Source organism: Paenibacillus terrae, from assembly GCF_000943545.1.
Taxonomy (GTDB): Bacteria; Bacillota; Bacilli; order Paenibacillales; family Paenibacillaceae; genus Paenibacillus; species Paenibacillus terrae_A.
Window position 1 is genome coordinate 21712 of the sequence record NZ_JTHP01000053.1, and the last position, 15431, is coordinate 37142.

15 protein-coding genes and 1 pseudogene are annotated in these 15431 nt (G+C 38.7%); 4 read left to right on the plus strand and 12 right to left on the minus strand.

The annotated features are described in order from the left end of the window. Positions 1–520: 520 nt before the first annotated feature. The 6 genes from QD47_RS21685 to QD47_RS21705 all read right to left on the minus strand — a co-directional run bounded on the left by QD47_RS21685 (position 521) and on the right by QD47_RS21705 (position 7155). The gene (locus tag QD47_RS21685) at positions 521–1585 is read right to left on the minus strand and encodes a DUF2325 domain-containing protein (RefSeq protein ID WP_044648085.1); all 1065 of its coding nucleotides are present in this window, start codon (positions 1583–1585) and stop codon (positions 521–523) included. 693 nt (positions 1586–2278) lie between these two features. Beyond that, entirely contained in the window at positions 2279–4111 is a 1833-nt protein-coding gene (locus QD47_RS21690; RefSeq protein WP_044648086.1) for an ankyrin repeat domain-containing protein, read from the minus strand. Positions 4112–5120: 1009 nt separating this feature from the next. Further along, a complete protein-coding gene (locus tag QD47_RS33775) occupies positions 5121–5255 on the minus strand; it encodes a hypothetical protein (RefSeq protein WP_268794266.1) in 135 nt (44 codons plus the stop codon). 351 nt (positions 5256–5606) lie between these two features. Further along, on the minus strand, positions 5607–5855 hold the full coding sequence (locus tag QD47_RS21695) for a phosphopantetheine-binding protein (protein WP_052646863.1): 249 nt from the start codon (positions 5853–5855) through the stop codon (positions 5607–5609). Between the two features lie 22 nt (positions 5856–5877). After that, on the minus strand, positions 5878–6582 hold the full coding sequence (locus QD47_RS21700; RefSeq protein ID WP_082067269.1) for a GNAT family N-acetyltransferase: 705 nt from the start codon (positions 6580–6582) through the stop codon (positions 5878–5880). A 195-nt stretch (positions 6583–6777) separates the two neighbouring features. Beyond that, positions 6778–7155, minus strand: a complete 378-nt coding sequence (locus QD47_RS21705) for a hypothetical protein (protein WP_044648088.1) — start codon at positions 7153–7155, stop codon at positions 6778–6780. Between the two features lie 108 nt (positions 7156–7263). Here QD47_RS21705 and QD47_RS21710 point away from each other — a divergent pair, with 108 nt between their 5' ends. Then, positions 7264–7767 (plus strand): alpha/beta hydrolase, encoded by a 504-nt coding sequence (locus QD47_RS21710; protein WP_152643847.1) that lies wholly within the window; start codon positions 7264–7266, stop codon positions 7765–7767. Between the two features lie 111 nt (positions 7768–7878). After that, on the plus strand, positions 7879–8088 hold the full coding sequence (locus QD47_RS31780) for a cysteine protease StiP domain-containing protein (RefSeq protein WP_152643849.1): 210 nt from the start codon (positions 7879–7881) through the stop codon (positions 8086–8088). A 224-nt stretch (positions 8089–8312) separates the two neighbouring features. Here the strand turns inward: QD47_RS31780 and QD47_RS21715 are convergent, their stop codons facing one another. The 3 genes and pseudogenes from QD47_RS21715 to QD47_RS31790 form a co-directional block, all read right to left on the minus strand. Beyond that, positions 8313–8927, minus strand: a complete 615-nt coding sequence (locus QD47_RS21715; RefSeq protein ID WP_235332330.1) for a restriction endonuclease — start codon at positions 8925–8927, stop codon at positions 8313–8315. 390 nt (positions 8928–9317) lie between these two features. After that, positions 9318–10025, minus strand: a pseudogene (locus QD47_RS32205) (IS4 family transposase); the annotation flags it as partial. 18 nt (positions 10026–10043) lie between these two features. Then, positions 10044–10256, minus strand: a complete 213-nt coding sequence (locus QD47_RS31790; RefSeq protein ID WP_134911809.1) for a hypothetical protein — start codon at positions 10254–10256, stop codon at positions 10044–10046. A gap of 113 nt (positions 10257–10369) precedes the next feature. On the opposite strand from QD47_RS31790, the gene QD47_RS21725 reads away from it, so the two are divergent. Beyond that, positions 10370–10627, plus strand: coding sequence for a hypothetical protein (locus QD47_RS21725; RefSeq protein WP_044648090.1), 258 nt, complete (start codon positions 10370–10372; stop codon positions 10625–10627). A gap of 311 nt (positions 10628–10938) precedes the next feature. Beyond that, positions 10939–13233, plus strand: coding sequence for an AAA family ATPase (locus QD47_RS21730; protein ID WP_044648091.1), 2295 nt, complete (start codon positions 10939–10941; stop codon positions 13231–13233). Between the two features lie 58 nt (positions 13234–13291). On the opposite strand, the gene QD47_RS21735 is transcribed toward QD47_RS21730, so the two are convergent. The 3 genes from QD47_RS21735 to QD47_RS21740 all read right to left on the minus strand — a co-directional run bounded on the left by QD47_RS21735 (position 13292) and on the right by QD47_RS21740 (position 15314). Then, positions 13292–13639 carry a YolD-like family protein gene (locus QD47_RS21735; RefSeq protein WP_044648092.1) on the minus strand — a complete coding sequence of 116 codons (348 nt, stop codon included), beginning with the start codon at positions 13637–13639 and terminating at the stop codon, positions 13292–13294. Between the two features lie 35 nt (positions 13640–13674). Next, entirely contained in the window at positions 13675–13989 is a 315-nt protein-coding gene (locus QD47_RS34245; protein WP_412177991.1) for a DUF6262 family protein, read from the minus strand. 176 nt (positions 13990–14165) lie between these two features. Further along, the gene (locus QD47_RS21740; RefSeq protein WP_044648093.1) at positions 14166–15314 is read right to left on the minus strand and encodes a hypothetical protein; all 1149 of its coding nucleotides are present in this window, start codon (positions 15312–15314) and stop codon (positions 14166–14168) included. Positions 15315–15431: the final 117 nt, after the last annotated feature.

The following is a 15431-nucleotide window of genomic DNA, read 5'->3' on the forward strand; positions in this document are numbered from 1 at the left end:
TTTAACTAACAACCGAAAAATTGGGGGTACCGCCACATCAATCAACTTAAGAATTTTATAACGCTCCCAAAATAAAAAATTTGTACATTTTCACCTGGAGATGTCAATTTTCTCGTTTTGGGGTATTTGCTTTTCTTAGCTTGATGGCGATAGGGTCCCGCCAACATTTTAACGAAAATATACGCTAAGCCTTCGGACATGACAGGCTTAGCGTTTTTTCTTACTCTAAGTCCAATAGTCGGGGCGGTATAACCCGGACCACGGTCATTCAACTTCTTGTTGTTTCAGTGGATCGTAATAAATCGCCTCATTTTTTAAAAAATGGCCGATAATTCAGCTGCTCGTCCACTTTATGCAAGCTCCGGTGGCCGTCTCGATCAGCTGTGAATGCGATCCTGAAACTACATGTGCGTATCGGCTTGTAATGCATCGCCGTATTTCTACCCTAGTAGAAATAGTATTTTTGAAATGAGGTACACGAACCATTTTCTCGATCCTTTGATGAATACTACTTTTCCTATTAGCACACCGCTTCTTCTGCTACGGCCAGTAAAGATGAAGCTCCCAAAGACCACGTAGGAACAAACGGCACCTCATATTCTTTACACAATCGTTTAGTTAATGTCATACCCCCATGACCGGTGATGCGGAGAAGATAAACCACCGCGTCCGCCTTGCGGATAAGTCCAGACAGACGATTGCCAGAAAATTTTGAATCCGCCCAAAGCATCTCGGCTCCCTGCCTGGTGAAATACTCCCGACATTTTTCCGGCTCCGCATCATTCCCCACTACCAAGATCACCTTTCCTTCCAAGGTTAAGTCCGGCTCTGCAACCCGCGTTTCCTCTTCTATACGATCCTTATGCTTTCTTGAAACTGTTTTAACCATATCCGCTTCTTTCGGCACGGGATGCTTATACACCACCCGCGGTCTCTCTGGTGCATTCTCCCAATAAGCAATATCAACCAGATCTCCTTCGCGTAGCGAATAATCCCTTATATCATTATCTTGGAGCATTAATTCCATGGAAACCTCATTAAACCGAATCAGCTCACCCGTTTCGTAACTTTTACAAACAACTAAAAAATTACCAACCGCTTCAACCGGACAGAAGCCTAGTCCCACTCTTTGAAAGGGCATTTTCCTTTCACGGCGCTCCGCTACCTCGTACCAATAAATCGGTTGCGATCCATAGGTCCCTTCTTTCGGTTCTGCATACAACAGATCCCCATTTTTCAAGTCTAGGTTTCGGACCAGTTCTTCTGTCAAAAGTGCATGGTTTAATTTAGGAAGGCATCCCCCTTTGAGTTTACGCTCAAAAACATAAGATGGACGAATCTCCTTGGCTGGCGCTTGCTCTGGAACCTCTTTATTTTCTGTGTCCATGTGGGCAAGCTCACTCCCCGGATCAGGTGCTTTCAAAAATAGGGATTCTGCCCACTTTTCATAATCTCTTAACGCTTTCCAAAGGCTCAATGTTTTTACATATCCTTCCTCGCACTTGTCGAAATCGACCAAGGTTGCTTGTTCTATAAGCTCGGTTAACGTCTTTTTCGTTTCTTTAAACATTTGCCTTGCATCCATCTAACCACCTCTTTACATTTTTTTAGCATATATATTCTGCTCTATCATGAAACTTCCTCTTTGTCAGCGCATAAAATAGGATTAAAAGTTTGATTTTGGGGATAGGGGTAGAGCCAACATTTTGACGGTTTAATACGTTTAGCAATAGCGGACATAACAAGCCGTTTTCGTGCTGGTAGATGACCGCTAATGATGTTTAGTGGACATTTCGCTTAGAGTAAGAAAAATCCGCTTTTCATACCCCTGAACATCCTTAGCGTATATTTTGGTTAAAATGTTGGCGGTCGCCCAAATACATCTCCCAGTTTCGCCTTGTCTTGTTTTTGATCAGGTTTCTCTCTAGGTTTGACCTAAAACCCGTGTAACAAATAATCTCCACGCGCTTCTCCCATGGGTTGTAAATGGTCTATCCATCAGGATAACCAACAAAAAAAGAGCTGCAAGCGCATCTCCATATTGTCATGGCTTTTCGGTCCAAATTTTATTTATAATATTGATATACATTTTTGGTTGCGTCATGGTCAGTATTTAGGGAAAATCCAGACTTTTTCTAAGATCCCATGTCATATATGCATTAAATCCTTAACATCTTAGACTCCAGTATCAAGATAGCTTAATAACCCATATTTATGTTGCCCAGTAATCAGCTAGGCGTCTTTAATTTGGTTTCCGACATCTTGTTTTCAGCTGGGTTTACTTCTTAAGGAAACTGCTGATTAAGTGTACAATTTTTTCGTTTTTTTTGTCTTCCGCGATTTCAAGAGGGGTCATGTCTTCTCTGCTTAAAGCATGAGGATCAGCGTTGGCCAGCAAGAGTCTTTCAACTACCTCTTCTTTTTCTAGTTGAACGGCTAAGGAAAGTGGTGGTCCCGTCATACACCATGCATTTACATTCACATTACTTTTGATCAAGAGATCAAGCATCTCCAGGTTGTCATTTAGAATGGCTATGATAATTGGACGGTGCCCTCCAAATGCTAGTACATTAATATTTGGGTTGTTCAGTAGCAATATTTCGACCATCTCAATGTCATTTGCATACAGCGCGTTATGCAGTGCGGTTCGATCATCACTATCTTGGTGGTTGATGTCAATTTTAGGGACATCCAAGAGAATCCTTGCCATTTCATAATCACCATATGAAGCGGCGTAAGAGAGCGCTGTTTTCTTATCTTCACCATATACCGCATTGACGAAAACAGTGTCCAAACGTCCTTCATGATATACAGCAAGCAAAGTTGGTCGTAGGCTGGAATAGTACCACGCCTGTTCACGTTGCTCATTTCTGGAAGATGATTGAATGATGTATTCTTCATCGATTTTGGGTGTTTTGTCCAATTCTTGATGAATAAAATTATAATGCTGGAGCTCCTTTAATAAGTCCCGCACTTTCCGGACCCCTTCTTTTGAAACGGATTTAACCCACGTTTCATAATAGTGAGGGAAAGCTTTTAAGTATAGATAGAGCCCCTTGGCTCCCCAAGAAATTCTGATGTCATTAAGGATAGGCTCTAAACCTTCCCAGCCAGTATAATCCTTTTCGATTTCGTCAAACCCAGAGTCGACGCATTCAAATGTGCGATCATAATCAATAAGTTCTACTCTTTCCAATTCCTCTAAGTAGAGGTTTAGTAATTCGATTGAGGAATCCCCTAGATGTTCCAAATCACTTAACTCAAGAAATCCGCCGGAATTGAGAAGCGCTGAGTAAATGCCCTTCGCGTGCCAAGAAATTTTGTGTTCTTGTAGTATGGAACCCAAGACTTGCCAATCTTCAACTGGTCTTTTGTAGTAATAGTTCCCTTGCTGTGCTTCCTGTTTTGACCGATATTCCATTGCTTTTATAACTTCATCTACCACTACATTTTCTAACCATTTGTAATCATGCATATCTCCGTTTAGTAAAAAGTTATTGGCCCATTGTTCAAACTCTTCCGGTTCAAGAATTATTTTCTCTAATCTGAGCTCCATTTCTTTAAGGCGGATCGGATCAACTTCATCATGTTCATCCAAAAGCTCATGAAGATCGTCTCCGCGGTAATAAGCAAGTGCAGTGGAAAATATTTCCTCAATCTCATATTCTTGTTCCTCGTTCAAATATAGAATAAGCCCTTTCTCTCGGAGTGCTCTTAAAACTGATCTTGCGGCTGCACTCGGTATTTCATCCGGTATCTCCACCGTCTCTTCCTCATCATTTTTAACTGAAACGATTAGGTCACTTGTGCTTATGTATTTGAGAGCATAAAGTATTTGTTCACATCGGGATAGCACCTCAATAGCATCTTCCCAATAGACCTCATCGACACTTTTTTTGTTTCTTTCTTCCTGATCACCAATATAAAAAAAATATCCCAATTCCCTGAAATCCGTATTCTTGATCTTTCTTATTTGCAATGAATAATAAACCCGCTCTGTTTTTGGTTCCCACTCATATCCAGATTTTATACTTTCCAGCTGTCGTTGTAATCGAATGACATTTTCTTCGTTTGAAGCGAAATAATCACGATCGATTTGCACCCATCTCATATCCTGATTCTCTCCCTCCCTGAAATGTATTTCTCTTGTTGTTTTATGGAAAATCGAAATTATACTGACATGCCAAGTTCATGCCCTTTGATCAAAACTATTAGTTTGTATGAGCTACATGATAGAAGGTTACAAAATGATATTTAACGTATGTCCGGTTCTTCCTGACGTGGGTATTCGTTGAAAATCGTCATCAGTTCATTGGTGGAAATAAGATTACAAGGTGGATCAATCCAGCTTATGAAGCACATAATTGTCCTCCTAAGATCACAATCTTATTTGAGCTATACGCTGTAACGTCCTTCGTGGTTCACTTGAAGACAGTTTTTCTGAGCCAATTGACTTCAACCTTAAGCTGGCCTAGCTGCTTTTCCAGATGCACTTGCTTACTCTCGCTTCACTTGTCTTATTGTCAAAAACCGAGAAAGACTTTTAAGAATGAATGTAATAAGGAGGCTACTATTAATGAATAATGACGTGCTCCAATACCGTTTGTCAAATAGACCGAGCTAACCTGCGCCGTATCCCGTTGACATTTGGTTTCCCAACCTCTAGGGCCTCAACATTTTTCTGTAGTCCAGGAGAGCCAACGATTCAGTTACAGGGTCGTCATCCCTTGAACCCCTTGGAATGTTCGGCTCGTAAAGTCACATGCAGTTTCTTGCCTTGCCTGCTCTTAGGAGCCACAAGTAAAAGCGTTTTTCCACCGTCATGGTGATTGAAAAATCAATAACTCTGCTGGTAGTCACTGATTAAACTCACTCTGTATGCACTCATTTTATCAAAGTAAATTACTTCAGAGCAAATACACTTTATTTTGAGTAAAGTAGAAGAGATTTTATCAGCCAACAGTATTGAAATTACACAAATAGACCACCCGGAGACAGGGGGCCTATTTGCTAAACAGTTTTTATACAGACGGTTTAATATTATTATAGACTTTAAATCAAACAAATATTCCTCTACCAAGTATTTCAAAAATATATTTTAACTTTGTGCTGTAGCACCTTCAGGTCTGCTTGTGCAATGCAACCGGCATAGATCCAGCGATATAGATGGTTTTGGGCTGATATTCTGTTCTAAAGCGCTCCGCAACCTGCTCAGGGACCCAAGTGGTATGCAACTTTTCTTCCAGCTGCCCCACTTGGTCCACCCTCCATTAGCCTTTTGGTATGAAACTTTGTGGCGCTGCTCATAAGCATGTTGGGAGCGCTCTGCCTCGCAGGACTGTAGCTGAGCATTCCGCCATATGGAATAAATTAATTTGTCTCCTACAATAGATCACTTATAAACCAGTCGGTAAAATCGCTTGTTAAATTCCCATTTGATACAAGTAGATAATAATCCGGCAAATGTTTCTTTATGGTACTAAAGAGAGTTACTCTAAAAGTATAAATCTGAAACTCCTACAATTTAGATGGATACAATTCAGGCGCAACAGTGATGATAAGCACCATTTCCCTACGTAGTCACTCTGTAGTATTTGCAAATTAACCTATACAATAATTTTCTTTCTGACATAGCAGCATAACTGTTCAATGTTTTTAAATGTATCCGGATTTAAACTTTCGTCATCGAATTCGAAGTTAAACTCATTTTCTAATGCCACAAAAATTCGAAGTCCTGTAATTGAGTTTATCCCCAGATTAATAAGTTCTTCCCTACTATCTAACTCCGTAATAGTGATGTCTAAATTTGCATTCTTCAGAACAATCCCTTTAACTTTTTGTTCAATTTCATCCATCTTCTACACCATCCATATCAAATTAATCTTTTATGATAGCTATTAATTTCTTTGCAAAAGAATGTGGGGTCAATCGATGAAAAGATATTAATTGTCCTTGAAAAATCACGTTAAAGACTCCATAAGGTGTCGGGGACAACTCCATCATTTCAGAACGATCGCGGATATGGATAATTTCGGGCTCAATATTAACTGATTTTGCAGCTTGGATAATATTTTGGGTTGCTACCTCAAGATAGGGGCACTGATCCGTTCTTAAAATTGTCAGTCCTTGATTGAAGCGTTCCAAACGTTCGTTCCAATTATCCGGAAAATATGGGTTGGGATCATCTCTAAATTTATAAACATATAGTTCAAAAGAATACGGAGCTTTTCCAACATACTCAAACCCATTTTTTTTGAAAATGCTGCTTTCGGGGGCCCAAGAAGTGTCAGCGTTGCTTAGTACAACTACCCCCTTTTTACCCAATTGTTTCGCATCCTGAATGCATTGTTGAATGAGCTGCGTACCATAACCCATACCCGTTACTCCCACCCATAGACAGTGTATTACCATATATCCATCAGCATGCACGACTCTCCAAGCCGCTTCTCCTGGGGCGTATTCTATAAAACCTACCGGCTTTTTATCTATTTTGAGTTGTACATAGACAAGCCCCGAATTGTATCCCTCCTCAGTCCAGTCAAGCTTTTGCTTGTAACCTGGAGCTTTTTGCATACTTCTCATACAATAGCAACCATTTTCACGAATACTATTCTTGTATAGTTCAGCGTTCAATTTATACTCCTCCAATAATTAAGCTTTTATTTTGTTCCTCTTGCCATTCGCTTTTCTGTTCATATAATAACTTAAGTTAACTTCGACTATAGCAATCCGAATTTTCATTACCAACAAAATCCATATATCATAATATAATCGGATTTAGTTTGATATGTTTACAGTCAGCTCATGAATTATATTATCCAGTTGAACAGTGGATTCTAAATTTTTCATTACATAATTAAAAAGCCATCTGTAGCTTTCCAGCCAATGCTCCACTTGTCTAGTAGGAAAGCTCTGTTGGTCATATTTTATAGACATAAGCAGCGTGTTCCCTTTTACAGCATACCCCCTGAAGGGCACATGATGGCTTAACGTGCTACTCATATTGCGAATCATGAGATTTTCTCCTGGTATTTGATTTAGGTAAGCTTCGTCTGAATCACCGTTAAAAATGAAGGTGCGCTCATAAATTGCACGTTGTATATGCTCAAGCGGAATCTCACTCCACTTAGGGATATACAGCCCCTCCAGCAGCATACGAAGATCCATCATAGGCTGGTGAGACACTACGATCTGGTGTCTGGGAGCGTGTGAGTCTTTTGGCAAGAATTAACCATTCGTGCTCAAGAAGCAGCCGAGGCTTTAATGCCATTTTTTAAAGGCTTAACAAAAACTGTTCATAATGATTATTTTTTCCATGAACCCAAAATATTTACCCATTCCTTAGGTTGTCATGTATTTGCCCATTCCGCACAATCGTTTATAACAGAAGGGGCAGAAATGACTAAAATTATCTCGGAGTGGTACTGTATGGCCGCGGCCATACCAATGGGATCATTAGCTCCCGGTGGACAATTTAGTGATGCAAGCAAAGTAGTCATGGGGTATGAAGACTCTTACAGCTGGCGAAATGATAAAGGCGTCACTGTCTGGTATTCAAGGTTAGACAGCATATTATCAACGTCGCATGTCCTTGCAAGCGGCACTTTAGCAATCGGACAAACAGGTGCGCTTGTTATGAATAGTAATATTGAAGACTTTGATGTCACATCTAAAGTAGGACTGACACACACAATCAGTGATGGATATTTTACTAAACTGGGAATCGGAGCTATCTACCAAAAACGAATGACTGGTGATCCAGGATAATCAATATAGGATTTCGAAACAATCGCAAATAGCTCGGATTTAATAATTTTTCAAAACAGGACTTAGCCGATATCTGTCCAAGGTAAGGAGATCTAAAGTACCGTATTAAACATTCCGCATTACAGCATTTCGATCATTCGCGCGAAAATTATTGATGAAAACGCCCTTGCGTACATCATTGATCAAGAACAGATGATCAATCTGCGGTTTCGCCAAGCACTCCGCGCCATTATGCTCGAAGGGCTTCAAGATAGGGTGCATTATGGCAAGGAGGCGCTTCGTGCTGAAACAACATCGGATGGAAGTTCTACCCGTGCTTAACACGTAGTTGGTGTGGATGATGTTCACTCTGTCTTCGCAAGCAAACTTTGCCCGACTGTGATCCGTATGATACCAGCAACTGGGGATTTATGACCGCTCGCTCCTCTTTCATAAAGGAAAATCACTCGTTCCTCGTCCTCTGGAAACCAGCGGAGTATTCGCAACGGGTCCATCCGGCCGCGGATTCTTCTTTACCCCAATGCGCTTCGGTGAGGCACCGCAAATTAAGCACTTGTCTTTGCGTTAGCATTTGTCTTCTTGGAGGTCAACATTCTTTCTTTCATTTGTAGCAGCATCTCTACCAATTCATCCCGGCTGATTAGCCTGACACTATTCGACTTAGCCAACTCATAGGCCTGGGATGTAAAGTTGCTATTGGTGACAACCCATGCACCATTTGCTTTATAGTGTGCACGTGCGCTCTGCACTTCCTGAACAGCTTTTAAGCCGACATTCTTGCTGTAGCGCTTTGCTTGTACCACAATTCGTCTCTCCCCCTTTGAAAGAATCAAATCCGCCCCGAAGTCACCAGATGCTCGTGTAACCTCAGCTTTGTATCCCTGGGATCGGAACAGATGCCCAAGATAATGTTCAAACTGGAATCCATCCATTTTATCAATCTGTGCAATCCCGGATCTCTTTAGGCGCTCAGTTCGCTTACGCTGAATACTGATCATCAACAAAACAACACCAACCACTCCGAGCACTCCAACCACCAATGAAGCACTCCAGGATTTAGTTAACGAATATGTACCTGCGATACCTCCCAGCATGACCATACCGGCCAGCCCTTGGAACAATTCTTCTTCCTGTTTCGACTTACTTTTCTTTCTAGCCATGATTTTCCTCCTACTAAATAAGTATAATGAACTATAAGAAAATTTTACACTTGGGACTTATTTCATACAAGATGTAAAAATGTAAAAAAGGTGAAAAGGAACTTTATAAAGCATTAATAACACTTTTCCCTGGAGAATCGGGCTTATTATTTTTAGGTATTCGGATTTTAGGGTTGAAATCATCATTTTCGATTCCCAGATGCTTATTACCCATTTAGTCGTACTATGTATTAAAAGGCTTTCCTGTGACATTAGTACTACTCTTGATTGCATAATAGTTGATAACTAGAATTCAGTATCATTTTATTACTTGTATAGCTTGTGTTATAATTTTCCACAGGCGAACTTATACTTAGTTACAGGCCTGTTGATTAACCAATTATTGTGAATTTAAGGATGAAAGATATCCTTCATATTCAAGGTATATAGAAGGTATCTCCAATGAGCAGCAAGCTTATTTAGCAAGAGCAGGCGCGCAAAACGAACAAACTCCAGTGCTTCATGCTTGGGAACACGAAGGCTTAAGCGATCATACATCGTTTTTAACAGTACGTATACGATAAGCGCTGAGAACAACTGTCCATACACCGCATTTTCGGTGGTTCCAAACCGTGTTGGAATATTCAAATGTTGCTTGATCCAGCGAAAAAACAGTTCAATCTGCCAACGAGTTTTATACATCAAGGCTATTTCTTCAGCTGTGATGTGCATGAGATTCATCACCACGCGGATGTCATGACCGTGCCCATCCTCAAAAACCACCACATGATGCCGTTTTTGAGAACGGTTCGCAGGCGTGTCTAACCGACAAGTGATATCCCGTTTCACGGGAGCGTTTTCTGGATTCCACTGTCGTAACGACCGAGGAGTAACGAGGTGCACATTCTCTTTTAAGCGAATCACAAACCCTTGCTTTTGCTCCAGGTATCGATCGAAACGCTCGATTTTACCATAGGCTCGATCTTGAACCAGCGTGTAGGACGGATCGGCGAGGACTTCACCCAGGGGGCCGTCATGACATACGACAGTGGTTTCTTCGACGCGCCGAGGCTGTAAAGAGGTCGCATCCCAAGCGACATGAAGCTTTACGCCGGCTCGTTCGCCATGATAAGGAGCCTAGGGCAGACGAGTCTTTCCTACCGTTACGGTGGTCGAGTCGATGAGCAGCAGTTCCTGAGGAATCTGTAAAGTTCGCCGTTCGGCTCGTCCTCGGCTTTGAAGAAGTTGGTGAAACCATGTTTTGAACACAGCAAAAGGAACCTCGGCGGCTTTCCCGGAGAAGGTAGAGTAATGAACCGTCGGCAAACCACTTAACGACGCTTGATCCACGCCGGAGCAATAGCCTTTCCACTGCTCAAGGCGGCTCTTTTTATCCTATTTTTAGTTAATCAACAGTCCTGACTTAGTTATTATATTTCTATAAATATAATAGGAGTGATTTAATGGCAGTTGTACCGAAAACAAAAATTTATAAAGATGCTTTAAATGATACAGACCTCTTTCCCCCGAGAGATTATCACATCCAAGAAATCTATGACATCATTGAAAAGAATGTTGAGATTCCACCGAACCATTATGATGATCGTCCAGATGTAAACTTTGCGAAATGGAAAAATTATATCCATTCGGTTTTACCTTCAATAGATCTCATAGAATCACTTGTGTCCGAAGGGCGACGTGAATGGCATCGGTTTAAATAATCTAGTACCTTGGCCGAAAGTTTATCAAGTGAGAGTTTATATTTTTGACCGTCCAGTCTTGCATTTTCTAAGACTATATCCGTGACTGTGATTGTATACTCCGGATTGTGGCTCTTTATCAAGACTTATTTTTAAGAATCCTCTATTGCTTATTAGATTAATCATTGAATACATGTATTTATTGATTAGTTACTCCTTACAACCATGCCTATTCATCATTAGACAAAAAATGCGGATCAGAAATTAAAGAAAAGGATTTTCAAAGTAAATACAGAATACAATTAAGTACTAACTTGGGAGGTAATTTATTTATGATAAATAAAATATCAAAAATAAAAAATTTCGGTATATACAAAAATTTTTCGTGGGGGAAGCTAGACCAGTTTGCAGAAAAAAATATCATTTATGGTTGGAACTATTCAGGGAAGACTACTTTATCAAGGCTATTCTCTTCTATTCGAGATAAACAAATACATAGCAGCTATAGTAAAGGTAGTTTCAACTTATCATATTCTCTAGCTTCAGAAGAGAGAGAGATAACAGATTCCAATATTGAAGAATTCCCTTTCGATGTAAGGGTATTTAATTCTGATTTTATAAAAGATAATTTGAAGTGGGAAACCAGTAAAGAATTAAATGGAATTTCATTTGATGTTGGAGAGAATGTTCAATTAAGAAATCAAATAAATCACAACAATGAACGGATTCTAAGAATAGTCGGTTCCAATGAAAAAAAGGGAATCATAGACAAGTTTCGACCTCCTATTGATGAATTTTTGAATATAGAGAAAGAAATATCTGATGAAGCTAGAAGAATAAAAAATGATGTATTCAATAGTGTTATAGAGTTTACAAAGACACACTTCACAAAGATAAAAGGGAAGATAATCAATAATTACAACGATTATATAATATTTGAAGCCAATGAATTGAATAAATTAAAGAAGGGCTCTATCTCAAGTAATGATAAGACTAGGCTTGAAGACTTTACGATTGAATTATCATTGGAAGAAATTTACGGAGAAGTAAAATCAGTGCTGCTAGAACAGCCAGTAAATAATGATGTAATTACTGTTTTGGAAGAAAATGAAAAGTTGTATCATTGGGTACAACAGGGAATATCTCTTCATATGGATAGTTCAAAAGATAGACGTTGTTCATTTTGTGATAATCCTATTGGAGAAGATAGAATACTAAAACTAAATGAATATTATTCCAATGCGGCTGCTAAATTGCGTAATAGAATCGAGAAATGCAAAAAAAATATTTCAAATGAGATTGCCCTTATTGATAATTTATTACTTCCCAAAAGTAAACATGATTTCACTGAAAAGTGCCAAGATGAATATGAATCACAATTAAATGAATTGGAGGAAGTTAGAAAACGGTACTTAGAATACTTAAACGGACTAACGATTAATCTTGAACTTAAATTAAAGGATAGCCTCTTTAACTCTGTAGAAATTGTTGAGATCGACCGCTCAATCATTACGGAGTTTCATAAATGGATTGAAGATACACAATGTATAATAAATGCTCATAATAAAATTATTGATAATTTTGTAAAAAGTCAATCGGATTCCAGGGAACAGCTCAAAAATCATTATGTTGCTATGTTCTTGAAAAATAGAGACTATTTAAACAAAGAAAATTTAAAAAATAAATGTGAACGACGGATAAGGAAGTATAAAAACTTTGTCACAAAAATAAAAAGGGAAAACTCGGAACTTGAGTCTCAGCTAAAAAGTATTTTAGCTGGGAAAGACAAGATTAATAATTTTGTAAGTGTATTCTTGAACCGAGATGATATCTCTATAGACGTTACTGAAAATGACAAATTCATTTTGAAACGTGGTGCAGAGATTGCAGAAAACTTTAGTGAAGGAGAGAAAACAGCAATCTCATTTTCATATTTTCTTGTTGCATTAGAAAGTATGGGACTAGATAAGTTAAGAGATACAATTATATTTATTGATGATCCAATATCAAGTTTGGATTCAAACCACATATCACAAATTTATGCATTAATTAATGCATTCTTTTTTAGACAGAACTTAATAACAGAAACACCAGATATGCATGTTAACTGCTTCAAGCAATTGTTTATATCAACACATAATTTTGAATTTTTTTCCTTTCTCAAGGATTCAAAAAGAATCAACAAATCGAAAACTTGCAAGTTTTATTTAATCAAACGAACTGAGAAAGATTCATCGACGATACAAAACCTACCGATACATCTGCAAAAACATAAATCTGAATACGTTTATCTATTTAATCTACTATTCAAGTATTATCAAGGAGGGTGTTCAGAACAAAGTGACAATATACTACTTTTGCCTAATGCTATAAGAAGATTCTTAGAAATTTATACTTTGATTAAATTACCCGGTTCTACTGAAGAAGTTGATTATAGATTAAAACGCTTGTTCAGAGAAACAACTCAACTAAAAAGCTTACATCATTTTTCTCATTTTACTTCTTTGGATAAGATAACAAAACATGATGAACTTTTGATGAACTTACCGACGGCTGTGAGCGAACTATTTGAATTCTTAGAGAAGGATGAAATTCACTATGAATCTTTAAAAAATACTGCTCGTTAATTATCAAGACACCCTCAGCCCCAGAAATCAGGCACAGCTACTTTCTGGGGCTCATCTTTTAGTGTTTTTCTATTGATAAAATATCTCTCATAGGGAAGTAATTCATACCCTCATTAAGATCCATTAGAGTCAAAATTCTTTTGATTAAATCGCACTCTATTAAAGTGCCCTTAATGCGGTGTACTGCCTTCTGTCGATAATAGGCTAATTCTATCATACAACGTTCTTCCAAATATTGATGGACTGCATAATTCAATTCCTCTAATTCATCAGAACTTAAATAAGGTTGAGGAATGTCGTTTTGGGATAAATAAAACTCGGCAATACGTTTACGATGCTCCGGTAGTATGAAAGCACTGTTCCATTTTTTTCGTCCATCATTTCTCAAGCCCGGATAATTTTCCATTCTGCACATCCTATCTTCGTTGATTTATAAAATGATCACAATTTTTCATAGCTGTCACTTAAATTGTTCATAAGTTGTATTTTTAGAAGATCATTTTCTTCCGTTAGACGCTGATTCTGTCTCCTCAGTTCCTCTATTTTATTTTCTAGAGCTTGAATAATGACATCCTTAGATTCGTCAGAACGCCCGCCTTTGCGGCTATCAGCGGGTGCTAGGCCTCGTAAACGCCCAATTTCTGTGCGTAGCTCAGAATGTCCATAAAGGAATGACTTAGAAACACCTGAGCGATTTGAAACTGATTTAGGGACAAACTTGCACTCGGCGAAGTAAAAAAAAATAATTTTGGAGATGCGCTGTTATTCTGATTTTCTCGAAAACTTAGAAGGATATAACCGTGCGGGCGACGGCTTATGGAAAGTCAAAGTCCATAATCTGGATAACGGTAAAATCGAATACCATAACCTGCCGCTGCCATAATATTTCGGCAACTTTCGCATCTTTTTTAAAATGAATAATTACTTTTCTCCTAATATTTAATTCCGTATCGTATTGCCTTATGTGTGAATGCAACTGGGTCTCTTGTTCCTTGAATGGGTTCAGTATTGTTTGAGATCCTAACTTTCAGCCACTCGATAAACCGCCCGGAGATCCCCTGCTCATTTACGTTAAAACCGCAATATTCTAAAAGTGCTTTCAAGGATTGCGGCTTATGAAATGGACTTTGTGAATATATATCTAATGCTAGCCAAAGCTCTCTTCCTGAAATGTCTTTTATAATTAGTTGATACACTTCTGGAGAGTTAAAAATTTGTGAATCCGTGGGGTTAAATCGATCTACTTTCATGGCTTCTTCAACATTTGGATAAAAGATGAAACTTACTGGATTCGGAACGAATTCGGAATAGTGTTTCAGCATTTGCATAGTGTCTTCATTATCTTCTCCATAAGGCGTTGTCATTTGAAGTAACACAAGATGGTCATTGTACCAATAAAGAGAAGCAGGAACTTTTTCTTTTAAATTCCTGGTTAAAAACATGCTTTGCTTAGGGTAGCAGCGCCACTCAAAGCCATCTAAAACAAATTTAACGATATGATGTTTAAATATGAGTTCAATCAGCTCACCAGGGATTTCGGGAACTGCAGCAGGTCCTTCGGAGGGGAGACTTTGAAGAATTTCTTCTGTTCTTCGACTTCCTCCTCCAATATAGCCAGCGGTTCCACAATGGAGCCAGTACTGCTCTCCATATTCATCAATAAGAATCAAGCGGGGAGCCTGCAGCCACTTGAGGGCACCCAGCTGTTTATCATCATCTATAAAGTAAAATCCGTCAATGATGGCATCATACTGATCAAAATAAGCATGAATTGTTTCAATACGTCCCATCTTGGCCAAATTTTGCTGTAATTCATCCCGGTATAGTTCGGTTTTGGAGTCATGAAATTTTGGAGTAGGAAGATTAGTAGACGTAAGCTTGTTTTTACGGTCAAGATATGCTCGTACATCCTGTTTTAAGAATAGATCTCCAGATGCTGATTCAATTACGGCTGGGAGTTCACCGTTTTTTTTCAGCAACGACAAAGTAGATCTGGAAATCTCAAGAATTTTTGTCACTTCTGATGCATAGAGTAGATTATTTTTCAAAAATAACTTGAATGTATTTTGATCCTTAATCAAATTAAGCACCTCTTATCGAAAGGTATTTTTCTCCATTATAAGATCATTCGATTAGGAAAACAAATAAATAATATGATCATATTATTTCGAATTTTTCAGGCATATTAGATTTGGATA